Source organism: Sphingomonas dokdonensis, assembly GCF_002197685.1.
In the GTDB taxonomy this organism is placed as follows: Bacteria; Pseudomonadota; Alphaproteobacteria; order Sphingomonadales; family Sphingomonadaceae; genus Sphingomonas; species Sphingomonas dokdonensis.
This window is the reverse complement of the sequence record NZ_NBBI01000002.1, coordinates 177,058-197,057: the sequence shown is the minus strand read 5'-3', so window position 1 is coordinate 197,057 and position 20,000 is coordinate 177,058. Positions and strand designations below refer to the sequence as shown.

Below are 20,000 nucleotides of genomic sequence, written 5' to 3'. Positions count from 1 at the left end.
GGCGGCATGATCCAGGAAATTAATTTCGACGGCATCGTCGGGCCGAGCCACAATTATGCCGGCCTAAGCCCCGGCAATCTTGCCGCGACGCGAAGCGCGGGCGCCACGGCGCATCCGCGTGCCGCCGCGTTGCAGGGGGTGGCGAAGATGCGCGCCAATCTCGCACTGGGGCTGGCGCAGGGCGTGCTGTTGCCGCACCCCCGCCCCGATCATGACTGGCTGGCGGCGCTGCACACCGATTATGCCGCCGCGCCGGCGCATCTGAAGGCGCGCGCCTTTTCCGCCTCGCCGATGTGGGCCGCCAATGCCGCCACCGTTTCGCCCGCGCCCGATACGGCGGACGGGCGCTGCCACCTGACCGTCGCCAACCTCGTGACCATGCCGCATCGCAGCCACGAATGGCCGGCGACGCTGGCGCAGCTGCAACTCGCCTTCGCGCACGAGGGCTTTGCGGTTCATCCGCCGGTGCCGGCGCCGTTCGGCGACGAGGGCGCGGCCAATCACATGCGGCTGTGCGCGGCGCATGATGCACCGGGGGTCGAGGTGTTCGTCTATGGCGTCTCGGGCGGGCCGTTCCCGGCGCGGCAGCATCGCGAGGCGTCCGAAGTGGTCGCGCGGGCGCACGGGCTTGATCCCGCGCGTACGTTGTTTGTCGAGCAATCGCCCGAGGCGATCGCGGCGGGCGCGTTCCACAATGACGTGGTTGCGGTGGCGAACGAGCACGTGCTGTTCGCGCACGAACAGGCGTTTGCCGATCGCGAGGCTTTCTATGCGGATCTGCGCCGGCTGCTGCCGTCGGTCGAGATCGTCGAGGTGCCCGCCGCGCGCGTGAGCCTGGGGGACGCGATCCGCTCCTATCTGTTCAACGCGCAACTGGTGACGGCGGCGTCGGGCGCGCAGACGCTGATCGTGCCGGGTGAGGCGCGCGAGAACGAGGCCGTCTGGTCATGGCTACAGGAGCATCTGGCAGGCAACGGCCCGATCCGCGCGGTCGAGGTGGTGGACGTGCGCGAATCCATGTCGAACGGTGGTGGGCCGGCGTGCCTGCGGCTGCGCGTGGCGTGTGATCCGGCGCTGGTCGATCATCGCTTCCTAGTCGATGACGCCAGGCTGGACAGGATCGCGGGAGTGATCGCGCAGCATTGGCCCGAGGCGATCGCCGCGGATGCGATCGGCGACCCGGCGGTGGTGGCGCAGGTGATCGCAGCGCGGCGTGCGCTGTACGAAACGCTCGATCTTGTCGGATTGCTTGACAGCTGACGGAGCATGGGCCGTGCTGAATGGCGGTTTTCCGCCGTTGGCCCGGCTCTTGCTGTGTTAATGATATGTTTACCAAGATCGCCCGGTTGTTCACGATCAAGACGAAGTTCGAGGCCTTTATGGTGATCTACGGCCTGGGGCTGGGCGCCACCGAGCGCGGCGTGCATTACCTGCGCGACTATCCGGGATTTGGCGGTTGGCTGCTGTTCGCGGCCTGCCCCGTCGCCGTGTTCATGGCGGGCGGGCGCATCCTTGAATCGGTGGAGCGCAACGCCGAGTGAGTGCGGGCGGGTGCCCGACCCCCTGTCGGCGCGCCTTACATCATGACGGGCGCGCGATCCGGTAGGTCACGGTGCGGCGGCGCGGATCGTCGGCGGCAAAGCTGGCGTGATCAAAGGTCATCGTCGGTTCGTGCATCATGCCGAGCCGCTCCATCAACCGGCGGCTCTTGGCGTTCTGCGCCGCCGTGATCGCAACGATCGTATCTTCCGGGCGATTGGCCCAGCCCCAGGCGATCGCCGCCGCCGCCGCCTCGCGCGCATAGCCGCCACCCCAGTACGGCAATGCCAGCATCCAGCCGATCTCGAGCATCCCGGCGATCGGCGTTTCGGGCGCGCCCGGCTTCAGCCCGCAAAAACCGATCGTCGCGCCGCTCTCGCGCAAGATCACAGCGCGAAAGCCAAGCGGTGCATAGGAAGCGTGGCGGGCGATCGAGGCGTCGCTTTCGGCGGCATTCTTCACCGGCGCTAGATCGGCCATCACCGCCGGATCCGCCCACATCGCGTGGAGCGGCAGGCGGTCCTGCGGCAAGGGCGCGCGCAGCAGCAGGCGATCGGTTTCGATCGGCGGCACCGCGGCGGGATGCATCAGCCGAGCAGGCGCGCGGCGTGCACCGCATGATAGGTCAGCACGCCCGAACAGCCCGCGCGCTTGAATGCGGAGAGCGTTTCCAGCACCATGGCGTCGCGATCGGCCGCGCCCGCCGCGACCGCCGTCTCGATCATCGCGTACTCGCCGGACACCTGATAGGCGAACACCGGCACCTCGAACCGCTCCTTCACGCGGCGCGCGATATCGAGGTACGGCAGGCCGGGCTTTACCATCACGCTGTCCGCGCCCTCGGCGAGATCGAGTGCGACTTCGCGCAGCGCTTCCTCCGCATTGCCGTAATCCATCTGGTACGTCTTCTTGTCGCCCTTGAGCAGCCCGCGGCTGCCCACCGCATCGCGGAACGGCCCATAGAAGGCGGAGGCATATTTGGCGGCATAGGCCATGATCTGGACATTGTGGTGCCCCGCCCCCTCCAGCGCGGCGCGGATCGTGCCGATGCGGCCGTCCATCATGTCCGACGGGGCGACGATGTCGGCGCCCGCCGCCGCCTGATTGAGCGCCTGGCCGACCAGCACCTCCACCGTCGCATCATTCAGCACATAGCCGCGACCGTCGACCAAGCCGTCGTGCCCGTGCGCGGTGTAAGGATCGAGCGCGACGTCGGTAAGGATACCGATGTCGGGCACCGCCTGCTTGATCGCCCGAATGGCGCGGCACATCAGATTGTCGGGGTTCAGCGCCTCGCGGCCATCGTCGCTGCGCAACGCGCCGGGCGTGTTGGGGAACAGCGCGAGGCATGGGATGCCCAGCGCATGCGCCTCCTTCGCGCGCGCGACGATCAGGTCCACCGACCAGCGCGAGACGCCCGGCAGGCTGGCGATCGGCTCCTCGGCGCCCTCCCCTTCGGCGATGAACAAGGGCCAGATGAGGTCGGCCGGGGTCAGCATCGTCTCGCGATGGAGGCGGCGGCTCCAGTCGGCGGCACGGGTTCGGCGCAGGCGCAGGGCGGGGAAAGACGCGGTCATGCCGCTGCCTTGCGCCCCTCCTTTTCGTCACGCAAGCGTTACGGGGGCGAATCGGCGCGCCGTGCGTTGGGCGCGCATGAGCGAGATCCGGTCGGCGGCGTTGATCGTCAATGCGAAGTCCCGCAAGGGGCAGAAGCTGTTCAAGCAAGCATGCGAGCGGCTGCACGGCCTGCCGTTTCCGGTCGATGCGCATGCGGTCGAGAAGCCCGAGCATCTCGAGCGGACGGTGAAGCGGGCGCTGGCGAAGAAGCCCGATTTGGTGATCCTGGGCGGCGGCGACGGTACGGTGAGCGGGCTTGTCGACCTGCTGGTCGGGCCTGACGTGATCCTGGGCGTGCTCCCGCTCGGCACCGCCAATAGCTTCGCCCGAACGCTGGGCGTGCCGCTCGATCTCGACGGCGCGATCCAGGTGCTGGCTGATGGCGTGCCCAAGCGCATCGACCTTGGCATGATCGACGGCGATTATTTCGCCAATTGCGCCGCCATGGGCCTGTCGCCGCAGATCGCCGAAACGGTGCCGCACAATCTGAAAAAGGTGCTGGGCCGGATCGGCTATCTCGGCTGGGCGGGGTTGCAGTATCTGCGGTTCCGCCCGTTCATCCTGACGGTGGACGACGGCGTCGAGGAGAAGCGGATGCGCGTGGTGGAGGTGCGTATCTCCAACGGCCCCTATCATGGCGGCACCTGGCTGGTGGACGAGGCAAAGGTCGATTCGGGGCAGATCGTGGTGCAGGCCGTCACCGGCCGGTACCGGCGCACCTTGCTGAAGAACTGGTTCGCCAGCTTTTTCGGGCTGGCCGCGCGGCATCAGGACACCGTGACCTTCTCGGGCAAGAGCCTGAAGGTGGAGACGCGGCCGCCCTTGCCGATCTCGATCGATGGCGAGGTGCTGGCACGCACGCCGGTGGAGGCGAAGATCGCCGCGCAGGCGATCCGCGTGATGGTGCCGCGCGATCCGGCGGAGCGCGGCGCCCTGCTGGACAGCTGAATCAGGCGGCGGGCTTCAGCGTGCCCGCCGGCTCGATGTCGGCGTGGCTGCGCTCCTCGCAATGCTCCTCGGGCACCAGCAGGCCGCCCTCGCGCCAGCCGCCATAGCGATAGTATAGCGCGGCGAGCAGCGCATTGGCGCCCGATCCAACCGGGAAACTCCACCACAGCGCGTCCGCGCCGATGATCGGCAGCAAGGCATAGGCGACCCCGAGCCGCACCGGGAACATCGACACGGTCATGATGAGCAGCGGACCCCAGACGGCGCCGTTGGCGCGGATCACGCCGAACAGCACCATGGTCGCGCCGAACATGATGAAGCCCCAGGTCGCCAGCAGGTTGATATGGCTGGCGATCGGCACGACCGGGCTGCCGCCGGGAATGAACAGGCCGATGATGTTGCCGTCGAACAGCAGCACCAGCGCCACCGTCGCGCCGGTGATGAGGATGTTGTAGGTGATGCCGGCGCGGGTAATGCGTGCAACGCGATCCCAGCGGCCCGCGCCGATATTCTGCGCCGCCATCGCCGATACCGCCGCGCCGATCGCCATGGCGGGCATCTGCACATAGCCCCACAATTGCTGCACGATGCCATAAGCGGCGACCGTGTCGATGCCGTTGCGGTTGACCAGCCCGACCATCGTCAGCGCCGAGACGGACAGCACCAGCATCTGCGCGCCGATCGGCACGCCCTTGCTGACGATGGTGCGCACCAGCTCGCGCTCGGGCAGGATGTAGCGGATCTCCGCGCCCTTCAGCCGCAGCGGCAGATCGCGCCAACGAATCCACGCGACCAGCGCGCCGAGCGCGACGATGTTGGCAAGCAGCGTCGCGGTGGCGGAGCCGGCGATCCCCATGCGCGGGAACGGCCCCATGCCGGCGATCAGCACCGGGTTCATGCCGGCATCGACCAAGACCGCGAGGCCCATGAACCACAAGGGCGTGACCGAATCGCCGGTGCCGCGCAGCCCCATGAACATCAGCACGAGCAGCATCGACGCGGGCAAGGCGAGAAAGATGACGCGCAGGTAATCGAGCGCCGGCTCGAACGCGTCGGGCGGCGTCGCCAGCAGGCGCAGGATCTGCGGCGCAAAGATCCAGCCAAGCGCGCCGACGATGATCGATCCCATCAGCACCAGCCCGATCGCGGAGCCGAACGCGCGCCGCGCCGCATCCACATCGCGCCGCCCCCAGCTCTGGCCGACAATGATCGTCGCGGCCATGCCGAAGCCGAACACCGCGCCGAACATCAGGAACATGATGATGTTGGCGTTGGAGGTGGCGGCGAGCGCCCCCTCGCCCAGGAAGCGCCCGACCCAGATCGTGTTGATCGAGCCGTTCAGCGATTGGAGGACATTGGACGCGAGCGTCGGCAGCGCGAAGAGGAGCAGCGCGGAGCCGATCGGCCCGGTGGTGAGATCACGCTGACCGGGACGGCCGTGAACCTGCGCACCCGGTTCGTCCATATCCGCCCCCTTTCCTTCCTGCTATGCCGGTTTGCCCGATCGTCGATTGCCCATGCGGCACCCACGGCCGCCCGACAAGGCGCTTTCACCGGCGAGGGTGGCGGCCGGTCTTCTGCCAGACGTCGCGATGGCGGTGGTGCGAGCGGCTCAATCCGCGACGCGTGCGACACCCAGGCGGGGAATATCGACGGCGGGGCAGCGATCCATCACCACCTTCAGCCCGGCCGCTTCGGCGCGCTCGGCGGCGGGCTGATTAATCACGCCCTGCTGCATCCACACCGCCTTTGCGCCCGCGGCGATCGCCTCGTCCACCGCGTCGCCGGCAGCCTCCGAGCGGCGGAAGATATCGACCATGTCGATCGGCTCGCCGATCTGGCTCAGGTCACGGAAGATGAACTCGCCGTGGACATGCTCGCCGGTGATCTGCGGGTTGACCGGGATCACGCGATAGCCGTGCGCCTGCAACTGCTGCATCACGCGGTAGCTCGGGCGATCGGGCCGGTCGGACGCGCCCACGAGCGCAATGACGCGGGTTTCCTCCAGCAGCGCCTTGATCTCGGCATCGGCGGTCAACGGCATGATGGGCCTTTCAGCTATGGTTTCCTCGCTAACGCGCGCCGCCCCCGCCGGTTTCCAGCCAGGCGGCAACCGCGCCGGCCAGCGGGCGGAAGATCGCGTCGTCCGGCTCGGCCGCCGGCGGCTGGCCGGCATCGGAGGCGGTGCGGATCGCGATGGTGAGCGGCACGCGGCCAAGGAACGGCACGCCAAGCTCGCGCGCGGCCGCTTCCGCCCCGCCGCTCCCGAACGGGTCTGACACCTCGCCGCAATGCGGGCAGACATAGCCCGCCATGTTCTCGACCAAGCCGATGATCGGTATGCCGGCCTTGTTGAACAGGTCGATCGCGCGCGTCGCGTCGATCAGCGCCAGATCCTGCGGGGTGGATACGATCACCGCGCCGGCCGGGCGATATTTCTGGATCATAGTCAGCTGCACGTCGCCGGTGCCCGGTGGCAGATCGAGCACCAGCGTATCCGCCGCGCCCCAATCGGCCTCGACCAGCTGGCCCAGCGCACCCGCCGCCATCGGCCCGCGCCAGGCGATCGCCTTACCCGGCTCGATCAGCTGTCCCATCGACAGCATCGGCACGCCATAAGGCGTCGGCACCGGCATCAGCACCTTGTCCTTCGCCTCGGGCCGCGCGCCTTCGGCCGCCATCAGGCGCGGCTGCGACGGGCCGTAGATGTCGGCATCGACCAGCCCAACCCGGCGGCCGTGATGGCGAAGCGCGATCGCGAGATTGGCGGCGAGCGTGGACTTGCCCACCCCGCCCTTGCCGCTCGCGACCGCGATCAGCCGCCGCGTGCTGCGCTCGGCCGTCACCACCACGCGCGCGCCCGGCCCGGCGGCCATGCGCACCGCCGCCTCCATCGCATCGCGCGCCTTGGCATCAAGGCCGGTCGCATCCACCACCACGCCGACCCGCTCGCCATCGATCCGTACCGTTGCGCGGCCGCCGGAAACCGCGGCAACGGCTTGCTTCACGTCATTCTCGTCCATGGCAACAAGTCGTTACGCGCGTTCCGCCCCGAGGGGCACTGTTTTTCGAGCCGAGGAACCCTATAAAGACTGTCATGACCATCCTGCCGCCGTGGCTGCGCCGACCTTCGATCCTGATGAACAATCCCTCCAACGGCCCGTGGGGCGGCGGTGACGATGGTGATGGTGGGCCGCGCAATCCCTGGGCGGTGCCGCCTGGCGGCCGCAAGGGCGCGCCCAAGCCGACAGCGCTCGACGAGTTCCTGAAAAAGGCGCGCGGCGGGCCGGGCGGTGGTGGCGGCGGCGCCGGTGGCGGGCCGCAGTTTCCGATCGGCGCCAATGCGCGCAACCTGTGGTTGATCGGCGTCGCGATCGTGGCGGCGGTATGGCTGATTTTCACCTCGTTTCACCAGATCGGGCCGCAGCAGCGCGGCGTGGTGACCTTCCTTGGCCGCTATTCGGGCATGCTGGAGCCGGGCTTTCGCCTGACGCTCCCCGCCCCGCTCGTGGCCGTGCAAAAGGTCGACGTGGAAGCGGTGCGGGTCGATGAATTCCCGCGCGACGGCAGCGAAAGCGTGCTGACCGGCGACCAGAACATCATCGACCTTGCCTACACCGTGCGCTGGCGGGTCGATAATCCGCGCCAGTTCGTGTTCGAGATCAAGGATCCGACCGAGACGGTGCGCGCAACGGCGGAAAGCGCGATGCGCGCGGTGCTCGCCACGACCACGCTGAACCAGGCGATCGGCGCTGGCCGGACCGACATCGAGGCGCGCGTCGCCACGATGATGCAGCAGATCCTAAACGATTACGAAGCGGGCGTGCGCGTCCAGGGCGTCTCGATCCGCCAAGCCGCGGCGCCGGCCAGCCTGATCGACGATTTCAACGCCGTGACCGCCGCGCAGCAGGAGGCCGTCGCCAACCTCAACAATGCGCGCAGCTATTCGCAGCAGGTGATCGCCCGCGCGCAGGGCGAGGCCGCAGCGTTCGACAAGGTGTACGAGCAGTATCGCCTTGCCCCCGAGGTGACGCGTCGCCGCATGTATTACGAGACCATGGAGGCCGTGCTGGCCAAGACCGACAAGACGATCGTCGAAACCCCGGGCGTCGCCCCGCTCCTGCCGCTCGACCGCGCGCGCAAACTGGAGGAGCCGGCGGTGGATAGCGCGCCGGCGCAGGGAGCCGCACGATGAAGGGCTTCTTGCGCAATCCGGTGGCGCTCGCCTTTGCCGCGCTGTTCGTCGTTATTCTGGCGGCGATGACTTTTGCCATCGTGCCGGAAACCAAGCAGGCGGTGATCCTGCGGCTGAACAATCCGGTGGGCGAGCCGGTCAACCAGTACCAGCCGGGTCAGGTGATCGGCCGCACCGGCGCCGGCCTGATCGCGCGCATCCCGCTGATCGACAAGATCGTGTGGGTCGACAAGCGCGTGCTCGATGCCGATCTCGACAATACGCTGGTGCTGTCCACCGATCAGCTGCGGCTGAACGTCGACGCCTTTGCGCGTTTCCGCATTACCGATCCGCTGCGCGCGGTGACCTCCACCGGCAGCACGTCGAACACCGAGGAGCGCGTGGCGGATCAGCTGCGCCCGCTGCTCGGCACCGCGCTGCGCAACGAATTGGGCAAGGTGCCCTTCTCCGTGCTGCTCAGCCCCGAGCGCGGCCGGGTGATGGACGCGATCCAGAATTCGCTGGAGCGGCAGGCGCGGCAATATGGCGCCACCATCGTCGACGTGCGGATCAAGCACGCCGACCTGCCCGAGGGCAGCCCGCTGGACAGCGCGTTGCAGCGCATGCGCACCGCGCGCCAGCAGGAGGCGAACACCATCCGCGCACAGGGGCAGAAGCAGGCGCAGATCGTGCGCGCCGAGGCGGACGCCACCGCCGCGCGCGTTTATGCCGAAGCGTTCAGCAAGGATGCGAGCTTTTACGATTTCTATCGCGCCATGCAGTCGTACCGGCATACGTTCGGTGCGGACGGCGGCCCGCGGCCGGAAGGCTCGACCAATATCATCATGGGCCGCGACAATGCCTATCTAAGGGAATTCAACGGCCGGTAAGCCGGCAACGCCAAAGCGGCAGGATCGTTGAGCATTCAAATGCTGTTCATCGTCCTGCCGGCATTATCCAACGGTTAGGCCGATTCAGAGGCCAAACGAGAGGAACATGACGATCGTGCGTTACGCCTACGCCCTCACTGGTGCCCTACTCCTGGGCGGCACTGCCGCCTCGCTCGCGCTGCAGAACCCGGCCACTGCGCAAAGCGCGCAGAACGAGCCCGGGACGATCCAGGCCGCTGCGCCCCGCCCGGGCGCGCCGGGCAGCTTTGCCGACATGGTGGCAAAGCTCCAGCCTGCCGTGGTGAACATTTCCACCGACCAGAAGGTGACGGTGGCGCAGCCGGCGAACCCCTTCTCCGGCACGCCGTTCGCGGAGCTGTTCGGTCAGTTCGGCGGCGGTCGCGGTGGACAGAATAGCGCGCCGGTGACGCGCGAGGCGCAGTCGCTCGGCTCTGGCTTCATCATTTCGCCAGACGGCTATGTGGTGACCAACAATCACGTGGTGGCGCCGGGCAACAGCCGCGCGACCGTTGAGGCGATCCGCGTCACGCTGCCCGATCGCAAGGAATATGTGGCGAAGCTGGTCGGCCGCGATGCCGCGTCGGATCTCGCGCTGCTGAAGATCGATGCCAAGGCGCCGCTGCCCTACGTGAAGTTCGGCGATTCGGCACGCGCGCGCGTCGGCGACTGGGTGGTGGCGATCGGCAATCCGTTCGGCCTGGGCGGCACCGTGACGGCCGGCATCGTCTCCGCGGTGCACCGCGTGACCGGCCAGGGTGGCGCGAACGACCGCTTCATCCAGACCGACGCCTCGATCAACCAGGGCAACTCGGGTGGCCCGATGTTCAACCTGAATGGCGAAGTGATCGGCATCAACAGCCAGATCTTCTCGCAGTCGGGCGGCAACATCGGCATCGGCTTCGCGATCCCGGCCGAGGACGCCAAGCCGATCATCGACACGCTGATGAAGGGCAAGCCCGTTCAGCGCGGCTATATCGGGGTGAGCATCCAGCGGCTGACCGACGATATCGCCGCCGCACTCAACCTGCCGAAGGATTCGGGCGAGATCATCGCACGCGCCGAGCCGGGTGGCCCCGCGGCCAAGGCTGGCTTACGCGCGGGTGATGTGGTGACCCGCGTGAACGGCACGCAGGTGACGCCCGATACGACGCTGTCGTACCTCGTCGCCAACGTGCCGCCGGGCGAGCAGGCGAAGCTGGACGTGATCCGTGACGGCAAGCCGACCAGCGTCACCGTCACCACGGCAGTCCGTCCGGCCGAAGAGCAGCTCGCGCAGCAGCTCGGCGGTGACGACAGCTTCTCCGAGGACAATGACGCCGAGACGCCGTCCGCCAGCGGTGCCAACGGTATCGGCGTGACGGTTCAGCCGCTTACCCCCGCGATCGCGCGCCAGGTCGGGGTCGATTCGACCGTGCAGGGCGTGGTGATCGGTGCGGTCGATCCGGCGAGCGACGCCGGGCAGAAGCTGCGTCGCGGCGACGTGATCGTTTCGGTCAATTCGGTGCCGGCGCGCAGCCCGGCAGACGTCGCGCGCGGCGTGCAGGCGGCAAAGGCCGCCGGTCGTCCGCAGGTGCTGCTGTCGGTCGTGCGCGGTCGCAACCCCGCCGTGTTCATCGCGGTGAAGCTCAAGTAACACCAACGATCATACGGTTGAGGAGGGCCTCGCACCGTGGTGCGGGGCCCTTTCTTTTTGCGCGGGCCGTTCGCGCCATTTCGCTCGACGCAGCGCCGCTTGCGCTCCTAGAACCGCCGCACAAGCGGAGAACGGCGTTGAGCGATAGCATCTTCATCGGGGCGGGCGAGCAGGGCATCGATCCGCAAGCGCTGAACCTGCGCCTCGCCAACCGGCACGGCCTGATCGCGGGTGCGACGGGTACCGGCAAGACGGTGACGGTACAGGGTGTCATCGAGAATCTGTCGGCAGCCGGCGTCCCCTGCTTCGTTGCCGATGTGAAGGGCGATCTTGCCGGGCTGGCGATGGCCGGGTCGCCGCTCGCCAAGCCGCACAGCGTCTTTGCCGCGCGCGCCGCCGCGATCGGCCTTGCCGACTGGCATTATGCCGCGGCGCCGGTGCAATTCTGGGATCTGTATGGCGAGCAGGGTCACCCGATCCGCACGACCATCTCGGAAATGGGGCCGCTGATGCTCGCGCGGCTGCTCGGGCTCAATGAGGTGCAGGAAGGCGTGCTGACCATCGCCTTTCACGTCGCGGACAAGGATGGACTGCTGCTGCTCGACCTCGACGATCTGCAGGCAATGCTGGCGCATTGCGCGGAGCGGGCGAGCGAGCTCACCAGCACCTATGGCAACGTGTCGAAACAGTCGATCGGGGCGATTCAGCGCGCGCTGTTGCAGCTGCGCAGCCAGGGCGGCGAGCGTTTCTTCGGCGAGCCGGCGCTCGACCTTGCCGATTTCCTGAGCACCGACGAGTCCGGCCGCGGCGTCGTCAACATCCTGGCCGCCGACAAGCTGATGGCGGCGCCCAAGCTCTACGCGACGTTCCTGCTGTGGCTGTTGTCCGAATTGTTCGAGACGTTGCCCGAGATCGGCGATCCCGACCGGCCGGTGCTGTGCTTCTTCTTCGACGAGGCGCACCTCCTGTTCGACGACGCGCCCACCGCGCTGGTCGACAAGATCGAGCAGGTCGTGCGGCTGATCCGGTCCAAGGGCGTGGGCGTGTATTTCATCACGCAGAACCCGATCGACATTCCCGATGCCGTGGCGGGGCAGCTCAACAACCGCATCCAGCACAAGCTGAACGCCTTTACGCCGCGCGATCAGGCGGCGGTACGCAGCGCAGCGACGACGTTTCGCGCGCGGCCCGGGCTGGATGTCGCCGCGGCAATCACCGAGCTGAAGATCGGTGAGGCGCTGGTGTCGCTGCTCCAGCCGGACGGCGCGCCGGCCCCGGTCACTCGCTGCCTGATCCGTCCGCCCGCCAGCCGGGTCGGCCCGCTGACTGCCGCCGAGCGCGAAACGCTGATCGCGACCGATGCGATCGGCACCAGATACGACACCGCCGTCGATCGCGAGTCGGCGGAGGAACTGCTCACCGCCCGCGCCGCCGCGGCCGCAGGAGATCGCGCGGAGGCCGAGGCGGCGGCCGCACGCGACAAGGCGGACGCCAAGGCGGCGCGCACCGCAAGCCGTCGCGAACCCGCCTCCCCCTGGGATCAGGCGATCGCCTCCGCCACGCGCGCCGCCGGCTCGTCGATCGGGCGACAGGTGGCGAACGAGGTCGGGCGCCAGGTCTTCGGCTCACGCCGCGGCAAGGGCAGCTCCGGGCTGGTCGGATCGATCGTGCGCGGGATGCTGGGCGGGCTGTTTCGCGGCCGCTAAGGCGGTGTGACGGCAGCGGATGTTTCGTTTCGATTGCAACAACTGCTTTGGTCTGGTGAATTTGCGCGCTAGGCTCGCCCACAAAGCGGGCCTCGTGCCCCGACGACCGGACCTTTTGGGAGCGTATTCTTGCCCATCATTCCCGCGATTGCCGTAGGCTTTCTTGCGATCATGCTGGCCGGCGGCACCGCCGGCGTCCTGAAGAAAGGCCCGGATTTCCTTGGCCATCCCAAGGGGCTCTACGTCCTGTTCTTCGCCGAGATGTGGGAGCGTTTCTCCTATTACGGCATGCGGGCGCTGCTGATCTTCTACCTGACAAAGCATTGGCTGTTCGATGACGGCAAGTCGAACCTGATCTACGGCGCCTATACCAGCCTGGTGTATATCACCCCGGTACTGGGCGGCTATCTCGCCGATCGCTTCCTCGGGCAGCGCAAGGCGGTGACGTTCGGCGCGGCGATGCTGACGCTCGGCCACCTGCTGATGGCGGTGGAGGGCGATGGTGGCCAGGGGTCGGCCGCAATCAACATCTTCTGGCTGGCGCTCGCCTTCATCATCGTCGGCACCGGCTTCCTAAAGGCGAACATCTCGGTGATCGTCGGGCAGCTGTATCCACTCACCGACACGCGTCGCGACGGCGCCTATACCATCTTCTACATCGGCATTAACACCGGCGCGGCGATCGGCACGATCATGGCCGGCTGGCTGGGCGAGACCTATGGCTGGTCCTATGGCTTCGGCGCGGCGGGCGTCGGCATGCTGGCGGGCCTGATCGTCTTCATCCTCGGCAAGCCGCTGCTGCTGGGCAAGGGCGAGGCACCGCGTCCGCTGGCCAAGCGCACCGAATGGTCGTTGTACGGCATCGGCCTCGCCTCGGTCGGCGTGATCTGGGCGCTCGTCCAGTATCAGGACGTGATCGAGACGCTGCTGATCATCTCGGGCGTCGCAATGCTCGGCTATGTGCTGTTCGAAAGCTTCAAGCTGGAGCCGCATGCCCGCGACCGGATGTTCGCCGTGCTGTTCCTGATCGCGCTGAACCCGGTGTTCTGGGGCCTGTTCGAGCAGGCCGGCGGTAGCCTGAACCTCTATACCGATCGCTTTGTCGCGCGTGGTGGGGTGCCTGCCTCGCTCTTCCAGTCGATCAACCCGATCTACATCGTGCTGCTCGGCCCGATCTTCGCCGGGCTGTGGGTGTGGCTCGGCAAGCGCGGGCTGGAGCCGTCGGCGCCGGCCAAGTTCGGCCTCGCGCTGGCGCAGGTCGGCCTGTCGTTCCTTGTCTTCGTTTGGGGCGCCAACACCGTCGGCGTCGAAGTGGCGACGCCGGTGTTCTTCGTCTTCGCGATCTACTTCCTGCAGACCACCGGCGAGCTTTGCCTGTCGCCCGTCGGCCTTAGCGCGATGAACCGTCTCGCGCCCAAGCACCTCGCCAGCCTGATCATGGGCGCGTGGTTCTACATGACCGCAGTGGGCAATTTCGTTGCGGGCAAGATCGGCGAGGCGACCGGCGGCGAAAGCGGCGAGATGACCAAGGAGGGGACGCTCGCGGTCTATTCCACCATCGGTTGGTGGACGATCGGTATCGCCGTGGTGGTGCTGGGGCTCAGCCCGCTGGTGAAGCGCCTGATGCACCTCGACACGCTGCACGACGATGCGGATCACGCCATGGCGGGGCAGGAAGAACTGGCCGAGCCACAGGCGGCCGGGCTGAACACGCGCGGCGAAACGCGGCATTGATCCCGCCGCGCCTCGCCCCTCATCATGCCGGCGCCCCGCGTGTTCGCGGGGCCGCCGACAGGAGATTGTGATCTAAACAACCGGGCGGGAGAGACGCAGATGGGCAATGTCGTGGCCGCAGCACTGGCGTTCGTGGGTACCCATTTTCTTCTCTCGCATCCGCTGCGTGCGCCGCTGGTGCGCGCAATTGGCGAGAAGGGCTTTCTGGGGCTCTACAGCCTGGTGGCGGCAATCACGCTCGGCTGGCTTGCCCTCGCCTATCGCGCGGCGCCTGTGGGCGCGCCGCTCTGGCCCGTCGGTGACGTGCTGTGGGCGATCGCGACCGTGCTGATGCTGCTCGCCGCGATCCTGTTCATGGGATCGCTGGTGCGCAATCCCGCGCTACCGGAGGCCGCAAAGGGCAAGGTGCCCGAGGCGCGCGGCGTCTTTGCGATCACGCGCCACCCGATGATGTGGAGCTTCGCCATCTGGGGCGCGGTCCACATCCTCGTCTTTCCCGATCCGTCGAACATCGTGCTGGCGCTCGCCATTATCGTGCTGGCGCTGGTCGGCGCGCACCTGCAGGATCGCAAGAAGGAGGCGTTGCAGCCCGAATTCTGGCGCGAGTGGGAGCGGCGGACGAGCTATTGGCCCTTTGCCGCCGTCGCCGCAGGCCGCGCGCGGATCGGCAAGATCGGCATGCATGCGCTGGCGGGCGGCGCCGTCGTCTGGCTGGCCGCGACCTGGGCGCATATGCCGCTGGCGGGCTGGCCCGCCGGTATCTGGCGCTGGATCGCCTGACCGGCAACGGCGCTCAATCGCAGAGCGCCGCCAGGTCCTCTCGCGTGTTCACGTTCGCCGGCATGGCAGCGAGCACCACCTCTCTCGCTCCCACGGCAGCCGCCCAGCGGCGCACAGCGCGCGGCTGATCGGCAGCGAGCCAGTCGGACAGGTGATCGGCGAGCGACGCCGGCCACCAGCCGATCACCGGCAGATCGGCGACATAGGCCGGGCCGTCACCCGCCAGTGCGGCCTGCAGATCGCGCGGCAGAAGCGGCGCGTCGCACGGGGCGCTCAGCACCGCGGCATAGCCGTTCGCCTTGGCCCAGCGCAGTGCGCCGGCGATCGCACCCAATGGCCCGAGACCCGGCGCCGGATGATCCGCCACACTCACCAGAGACCCATGCTTGCGGCCAACCACGATCAGGGCGCTGGTTTGCGCCCACAAGGCAGCCGCGACATGATCGATCAGCGGCACGCCATGGAACAGCGCCACCGCCTTGTCCGATCCGAAGCGGCTGGATGCGCCGCCCGCCAGAATCGCGCCGATCGTGCGATGCTGCCCACTCACGTCATGTTCCTTATGTCATCACTACAGCCGAAAGGCCCGGCGATCACTCGCCGGGCCTCGGTTACGCGCCGTTACTTTCGGCTAAAAGATTTATTGCATCAATGGCTTAGCGACAGGTTACCTGGCCGCGATCGACCGTGCGACCGAGCAGCGCACCCGCACCGGCGCCGATCAGCGCGCCCAGCGTGTTCGACCCGCCGTTGGTGAGCAGGCTGCCCAGCACGCCGCCGCCGAGGCCGCCGACGATCAAGCCCGTCGTGCCGTCGTTCCGGCGGCAGTAATAGCGCCCGTTATTGCCGCGATAGATGCGGTCGTTCCGACCGAGGCGGCGCTGCTGATAATAGCGGCCGTCGCGGTAGAAATTGTCGGCGTAGTACGCGCGCTGGCCCGGCGGCAGACGGTTGTAGTCATAGCCGCGCCATTGCTGGCGATTGTTGCGCCAATCGTTGCGCGCGTCGCGGCGATAATCCTTTCGCGCGTCGCGAACGTCGCGGCGATAATCGCGCTGTGCCTCGCGCACGTCCCGACGCGAGTCCGCGCGGCGCAGATCCCGGCGATAATCGCGCTGGGCCTCACGAACGTCCTGGCGGTACTCGCGACTGGCCTGCGCCTGCACCGGCAGCGCGGTGACACTGGTCATCGTGGTGGCCGCCACGGCTGCGGCGAAGAGAATACGCATGAAACAACTCCTGGCTGACTATACCGTATCAACCGACCGCCAAGACACTTAGTTGCGTGAACGAGAAACTACATCTCGTTCACCATTGCGAAAGTTAACTGTCGAGCGCGTGCGTCAGCGTGATTTCCGCATTCAATACTTTGGAAACAGGACAGTTCTTCTTCGCCTCGCTGGCGATCTTCTCGAACTCGTCCGCTGCGATCCCGGGCACCTTGGCATGCAGATCGAGCGCGGACTTGGTGATGGTGAAGCCATCGCCGTCCTTTTCCACCGTCACCTTTGCGCTGGTTTCCAGCGTGCCGTCCGAATAGCCGGCACCCGCGAGCGCGAAGCTCAGTGCCATGGTGAAGCAGCTCGCATGCGCGGCGGCGATCAGCTCCTCCGGGTTCGTGCCCGGCTCATTGTCGAACCGCGTGCCGAAGCCGTAATGCTGCTCCTTGAGGACACCCGACTGTGTCGAGATCCAGCCCTTGCCGTCTTTTCCGAGACCCTCGTACCGGGCCGAGCCACTGCGCGTTGGCATGATATTCGCCTCCTCATGAAGACGAGGCGCGACCAGCACGGTCGCGCCCCGATGTCAGAAATGGTGGATGCGGCTTAGCGGCAGCGGCGCTTGCTCGTGCCGCGCTCGACCTCGCGGCCGGCCAGCGCACCGACGGCTGCGCCGCCCAGCGTACCCAAAGTGCGATCGCCGCGGGTGTCGATGGTACGGCCGAGCAGCGCGCCGGCGACGCCGCCGACGATCAGGCCGGTGGTGCCATCGGGCTTGCGGCAGCGCCAGCGGCCGTCATTGCCCTTCCACTCACGATACTTGTAGCGGCGCTGTGCATCGGCCTGGGTAGTGGTGACCATCACGCTCGGCAGCACCATGGCGGAGGCGCCAAGCGCCAGCATAATCTTACGCATTTTACACTCCCTCGTATAAGTCGCGAATAATGAAATCAGGTACGCGATCGTAACGTGCGCTAATGGCGCCGGTTGCATGAACCTGAAACAACGTCGCGTTCATCGGGGGGTGTGACGGGCCGATCCGCGGCCCGTCGTAGGGTGGGACGGGAGCGCCCCGCCCCGCTTCGTCAGTCGCGCAGCAGCTCGTTGATGCTGGTCTTGGAGCGGGTGCGCTCGTCCACGCGCTTCACGATCACCGCACAATAGAGGCCGAGGTTGCCGCCGGTGGAGCCGGGGACGACGACGGCATAGGGCGGCACCTCGCCCATGAAGGTTTCGCCGGTCGCGCGATCGATGATCTTGGTCGACGCGCCGAGATAGACGCCCATCGAGAGCACCGCGCCCTCGCCCACCCGTACGCCCTCGGCCACTTCGGAGCGGGCGCCGATGAACGCGCCATCGCCGATGATGACGGGATCGGCCTGGAGCGGCTCCAGCACGCCGCCGATGCCGACGCCGCCCGACAGGTGGACGTTCTTGCCGATCTGCGCGCAGCTGCCCACCGTCGCCCAGGTGTCCACCATGGTGCCCTCGCCGACATAGGCGCCGATGTTGACGAAGCTAGGCATCAGGATCGCGCCCTTACCGATAAAGGCGCCGCGGCGCGCAACGCTGCCGGGTACCGCGCGGAAGCCGGCGGCGCGGAACGCCGCCTCATCCCAGCCGGAGAATTTGGACGGCACCTTGTCGAACCAATGGCCGGCGCCGGGGCCGTTATCGATCAGGGCATTGTCGTTGAGCCGGAACGACAGCAGCACCGCCTTCTTCAGCCACTGGTTGACGCGCCAGCCGCCCCCCTCTGCACCTTGGGCGCCGTCGGGCTCCGCCACGCGCGCCTCGCCGGCGTCGAGCAGCGCAAGCGCACGATCCACCGCGACGCGCACCTCGCCCATCGTGGCAAGGCCGATCTCGGCGCGGTTTTCCCAGGCGGCGTCGATGATGTGTTCGAGGTCGGTCATGCGTCTTCCAATATCCCCAGGAGCCACGCGGTGAGATCGGGCGTGGTGTAGTCGATGAAGCTGCGGTCGGCGTCGGCGGCCTGTTCGGAGCCGTTGTCGACCCACACCGTGGTCATGCCGATCGCCTTGGCCGGCGCAAGATTGCGCGCCATGTCGTCGGCGAACAGGGCGGTGGCGGGGTCGATGTCGAGCGCCGAACACAGCCCGGCATAGGCCGACGGCGCGGGCTTGGGCGCGAGGTCCATCGCGTGAATGTCGTGGATCGCCTCGAAACTCTCGCCCAGCCCCAGCCGCTCGAGCACGCGCGTGGCATAGGGGCCGTCGCCGTTGGTGAAGACCACTTTGCGCCCCGGCAGCTTCGCCACCGCCGCGGCGAGCGGCACGTTCTCTTCCAGCACATCCATCTCGACATCGTGGACGAAGGCGAGGAAATCGTGCGGATCGACGTGATGCTCGGCCATCAGCCCGGCGAGCGTGGTGCCGTGGCCGAGAAAATACGCCTTCTGGATGCGATGCGCCTCCGCCCGGTCCAGCCCGAGCAGGCGCGCGATGTAATCGGTCATCTTGGTGTCGATCTGCGCGAACAGATCGGCGCTCGACGGGTACAAGGTGTTGTCGAGATCGAAGACCCAGGCGCGGATATGGTCAAGTCCTGGCGGCATGGCGCGCGTCGTACCCAAGCGAGGGGGTTCAGGGCAAGCCAATCCACCCCGCCACGCCCCAGCAAAGCTTGGCCGCGGCCAAGAAGCGCTTGGCCACGCACGCCCGCGTCCAAGGTTGCGATCCGCAACCCTTCGGCCCACATTCTCCCCATGACCAACTATTCGCTGCTCGATCTCGTCCCCGTCGTCGAAGGCGGCACCGTCTCCACCGCGCTCGCCAATGCCGCGGACCTGGCGCGCCATGCCGAGGCGCATGGCTTCAACCGCTATTGGATGGCCGAGCATCACGGCATGGAGGGTATCGCGTCGGCCGCGACGGCGGTGGTGATCGCGCATGTCGCCGCGGCGACGAGCACCATCCGCGTCGGCGCGGGCGGGATCATGCTGCCCAACCACGCGCCGCTGCAGATCGCCGAACAGTTCGGAACGCTGGACGCGCTATTCCCCGGCCGCATCGACCTTGGGCTCGGCCGGGCGCCCGGCAGCGACCAGCGGGTGGCACATGCGATCCGCCGCACGCTCGACAGCGATCCCAATGCCTTCCCGAACGACGTGGTGGAGCTGCAAAGCTACCTCGCCGACGACGGACGCACCGGCATTCGCGCAACGCCCGGTGCCGGCGCGAAGCCGGACCTGTGGATCCTCGGCTCCTCCACCTTCGGGGCGCAGCTCGCCGCGATTCTTGGTCTGCCCTACGCCTTCGCCTCGCATTTTGCGCCCGATGCACTCGACGAGGCGATGGCGATCTATCGCCGCGATTTCCGCCCGTCGGCGCAGCTCGAGCGGCCCTATGCGATGGCCGGCTTCAACGTCTTCGCCGCCGACACGCGCGCCAAGGCAGAGCTGCTCGCCAGCTCGCAGCAGCAGCAGTTCGTGGCGCTGCGCACCGGCAATCCGGGCAAGATGAAGCCGCCGGTGCCCGGCTATCGCGACAGCCTGCCGCCGATGCATGCGCGCATCCTCGACTCGGTGCTGTCGTGCAGCGCGATCGGCGACCGCGACGACGTGGCGGCCGGCATCGCCCGCTTCGTCGAGCGCACCGGGGTGGACGAGGTGATGCTCACCAGCAGCATCTACGACCATGAGGCGCGCAAGCGGTCGATCGCCATCGCGGCCGAGGCGATGCGGGTGCCCGAACTGGCCTGACCTTCACCGTGATG

General features: G+C 67.6%; 21 protein-coding genes. 10 read left to right on the top strand and 11 right to left on the bottom strand.

From position 1 onward, the window contains the following. The first annotated feature begins 6 nt into the window (after positions 1-6). Together SPDO_RS05840 and SPDO_RS05835 are read left to right on the top strand one after the other, a co-directional pair. Complete coding sequence (locus tag SPDO_RS05840; RefSeq protein ID WP_088366547.1) at positions 7-1,260, top strand: N-succinylarginine dihydrolase; 1,254 nt, start codon at positions 7-9, stop codon at positions 1,258-1,260. Between the two features lie 65 nt (positions 1,261-1,325). Next, positions 1,326-1,541 carry a hypothetical protein gene (locus SPDO_RS05835; protein WP_088366546.1) on the top strand — a complete coding sequence of 72 codons (216 nt, stop codon included), beginning with the start codon at positions 1,326-1,328 and terminating at the stop codon, positions 1,539-1,541. Positions 1,542-1,581: 40 nt separating this feature from the next. Here SPDO_RS05835 and SPDO_RS05830 read toward each other — a convergent pair whose 3' ends face one another. Together SPDO_RS05830 and hemB are read right to left on the bottom strand one after the other, a co-directional pair. Then, positions 1,582-2,127 carry a GNAT family N-acetyltransferase gene (locus SPDO_RS05830; protein ID WP_088366545.1) on the bottom strand — a complete coding sequence of 182 codons (546 nt, stop codon included), beginning with the start codon at positions 2,125-2,127 and terminating at the stop codon, positions 1,582-1,584. After that, entirely contained in the window at positions 2,127-3,116 is a 990-nt protein-coding gene (gene hemB / locus SPDO_RS05825; protein WP_088366544.1) for a porphobilinogen synthase, read from the bottom strand. The genes SPDO_RS05830 and hemB overlap by 1 nt, the downstream gene beginning before the upstream one ends. A gap of 76 nt (positions 3,117-3,192) precedes the next feature. Here hemB and SPDO_RS05820 point away from each other — a divergent pair, with 76 nt between their 5' ends. Beyond that, the gene (locus SPDO_RS05820; RefSeq protein ID WP_088366543.1) at positions 3,193-4,104 is read left to right on the top strand and encodes a diacylglycerol/lipid kinase family protein; all 912 of its coding nucleotides are present in this window, start codon (positions 3,193-3,195) and stop codon (positions 4,102-4,104) included. 1 nt (position 4,105) lies between these two features. On the opposite strand, the gene SPDO_RS05815 is transcribed toward SPDO_RS05820, so the two are convergent. From SPDO_RS05815 to SPDO_RS05805, 3 genes are all read right to left on the bottom strand, one after another. Further along, on the bottom strand, positions 4,106-5,569 hold the full coding sequence (locus tag SPDO_RS05815) for an MATE family efflux transporter (RefSeq protein WP_088366542.1): 1,464 nt from the start codon (positions 5,567-5,569) through the stop codon (positions 4,106-4,108). A 147-nt stretch (positions 5,570-5,716) separates the two neighbouring features. Continuing rightward, complete coding sequence (locus SPDO_RS05810; protein ID WP_088366541.1) at positions 5,717-6,148, bottom strand: CoA-binding protein; 432 nt, start codon at positions 6,146-6,148, stop codon at positions 5,717-5,719. A 28-nt stretch (positions 6,149-6,176) separates the two neighbouring features. After that, positions 6,177-7,127 carry an Mrp/NBP35 family ATP-binding protein gene (locus SPDO_RS05805; RefSeq protein WP_088366540.1) on the bottom strand — a complete coding sequence of 317 codons (951 nt, stop codon included), beginning with the start codon at positions 7,125-7,127 and terminating at the stop codon, positions 6,177-6,179. Positions 7,128-7,201: 74 nt separating this feature from the next. Between SPDO_RS05805 and hflK the strand changes: the two genes are divergently transcribed. From hflK to SPDO_RS05775, 6 genes are all read left to right on the top strand, one after another. Then, positions 7,202-8,299, top strand: coding sequence for a protease modulator HflK (gene hflK, locus SPDO_RS05800; RefSeq protein WP_088366539.1), 1,098 nt, complete (start codon positions 7,202-7,204; stop codon positions 8,297-8,299). Next, positions 8,296-9,168 (top strand): protease modulator HflC, encoded by an 873-nt coding sequence (gene hflC, locus SPDO_RS05795; protein WP_088366538.1) that lies wholly within the window; start codon positions 8,296-8,298, stop codon positions 9,166-9,168. The genes hflK and hflC overlap by 4 nt, the downstream gene beginning before the upstream one ends. Positions 9,169-9,283: 115 nt before the next feature. Further along, positions 9,284-10,822, top strand: coding sequence for a Do family serine endopeptidase (locus SPDO_RS05790; RefSeq protein WP_088366999.1), 1,539 nt, complete (start codon positions 9,284-9,286; stop codon positions 10,820-10,822). A gap of 137 nt (positions 10,823-10,959) precedes the next feature. After that, complete coding sequence (locus tag SPDO_RS05785) at positions 10,960-12,528, top strand: helicase HerA-like domain-containing protein (protein ID WP_088366537.1); 1,569 nt, start codon at positions 10,960-10,962, stop codon at positions 12,526-12,528. A gap of 171 nt (positions 12,529-12,699) precedes the next feature. Further along, positions 12,700-14,262, top strand: a complete 1,563-nt coding sequence (locus SPDO_RS05780) for a peptide MFS transporter (RefSeq protein WP_088366998.1) — start codon at positions 12,700-12,702, stop codon at positions 14,260-14,262. Positions 14,263-14,361: 99 nt separating this feature from the next. Next, positions 14,362-15,042, top strand: coding sequence for an NnrU family protein (locus SPDO_RS05775; RefSeq protein ID WP_088366536.1), 681 nt, complete (start codon positions 14,362-14,364; stop codon positions 15,040-15,042). 13 nt (positions 15,043-15,055) lie between these two features. Here the strand turns inward: SPDO_RS05775 and mobA are convergent, their stop codons facing one another. From mobA to SPDO_RS05745, 6 genes are all read right to left on the bottom strand, one after another. Continuing rightward, on the bottom strand, positions 15,056-15,592 hold the full coding sequence (gene mobA, locus SPDO_RS05770) for a molybdenum cofactor guanylyltransferase (protein WP_088366535.1): 537 nt from the start codon (positions 15,590-15,592) through the stop codon (positions 15,056-15,058). Between the two features lie 106 nt (positions 15,593-15,698). Then, positions 15,699-16,271, bottom strand: coding sequence for a glycine zipper 2TM domain-containing protein (locus tag SPDO_RS05765; protein WP_088366534.1), 573 nt, complete (start codon positions 16,269-16,271; stop codon positions 15,699-15,701). Between the two features lie 94 nt (positions 16,272-16,365). Then, positions 16,366-16,794 (bottom strand): OsmC family protein, encoded by a 429-nt coding sequence (locus tag SPDO_RS05760; RefSeq protein WP_088366997.1) that lies wholly within the window; start codon positions 16,792-16,794, stop codon positions 16,366-16,368. 74 nt (positions 16,795-16,868) lie between these two features. After that, complete coding sequence (locus SPDO_RS05755) at positions 16,869-17,177, bottom strand: glycine zipper 2TM domain-containing protein (protein ID WP_088366533.1); 309 nt, start codon at positions 17,175-17,177, stop codon at positions 16,869-16,871. A 170-nt stretch (positions 17,178-17,347) separates the two neighbouring features. Beyond that, positions 17,348-18,178, bottom strand: coding sequence for a 2,3,4,5-tetrahydropyridine-2,6-dicarboxylate N-succinyltransferase (dapD, locus tag SPDO_RS05750; RefSeq protein WP_088366532.1), 831 nt, complete (start codon positions 18,176-18,178; stop codon positions 17,348-17,350). Next, on the bottom strand, positions 18,175-18,840 hold the full coding sequence (locus tag SPDO_RS05745; RefSeq protein ID WP_088366531.1) for a pyrimidine 5'-nucleotidase: 666 nt from the start codon (positions 18,838-18,840) through the stop codon (positions 18,175-18,177). The genes dapD and SPDO_RS05745 overlap by 4 nt, the downstream gene beginning before the upstream one ends. Positions 18,841-18,990: 150 nt before the next feature. On the opposite strand from SPDO_RS05745, the gene SPDO_RS05740 reads away from it, so the two are divergent. After that, entirely contained in the window at positions 18,991-19,986 is a 996-nt protein-coding gene (locus SPDO_RS05740; protein WP_088366530.1) for an LLM class flavin-dependent oxidoreductase, read from the top strand. Positions 19,987-20,000: the final 14 nt, after the last annotated feature.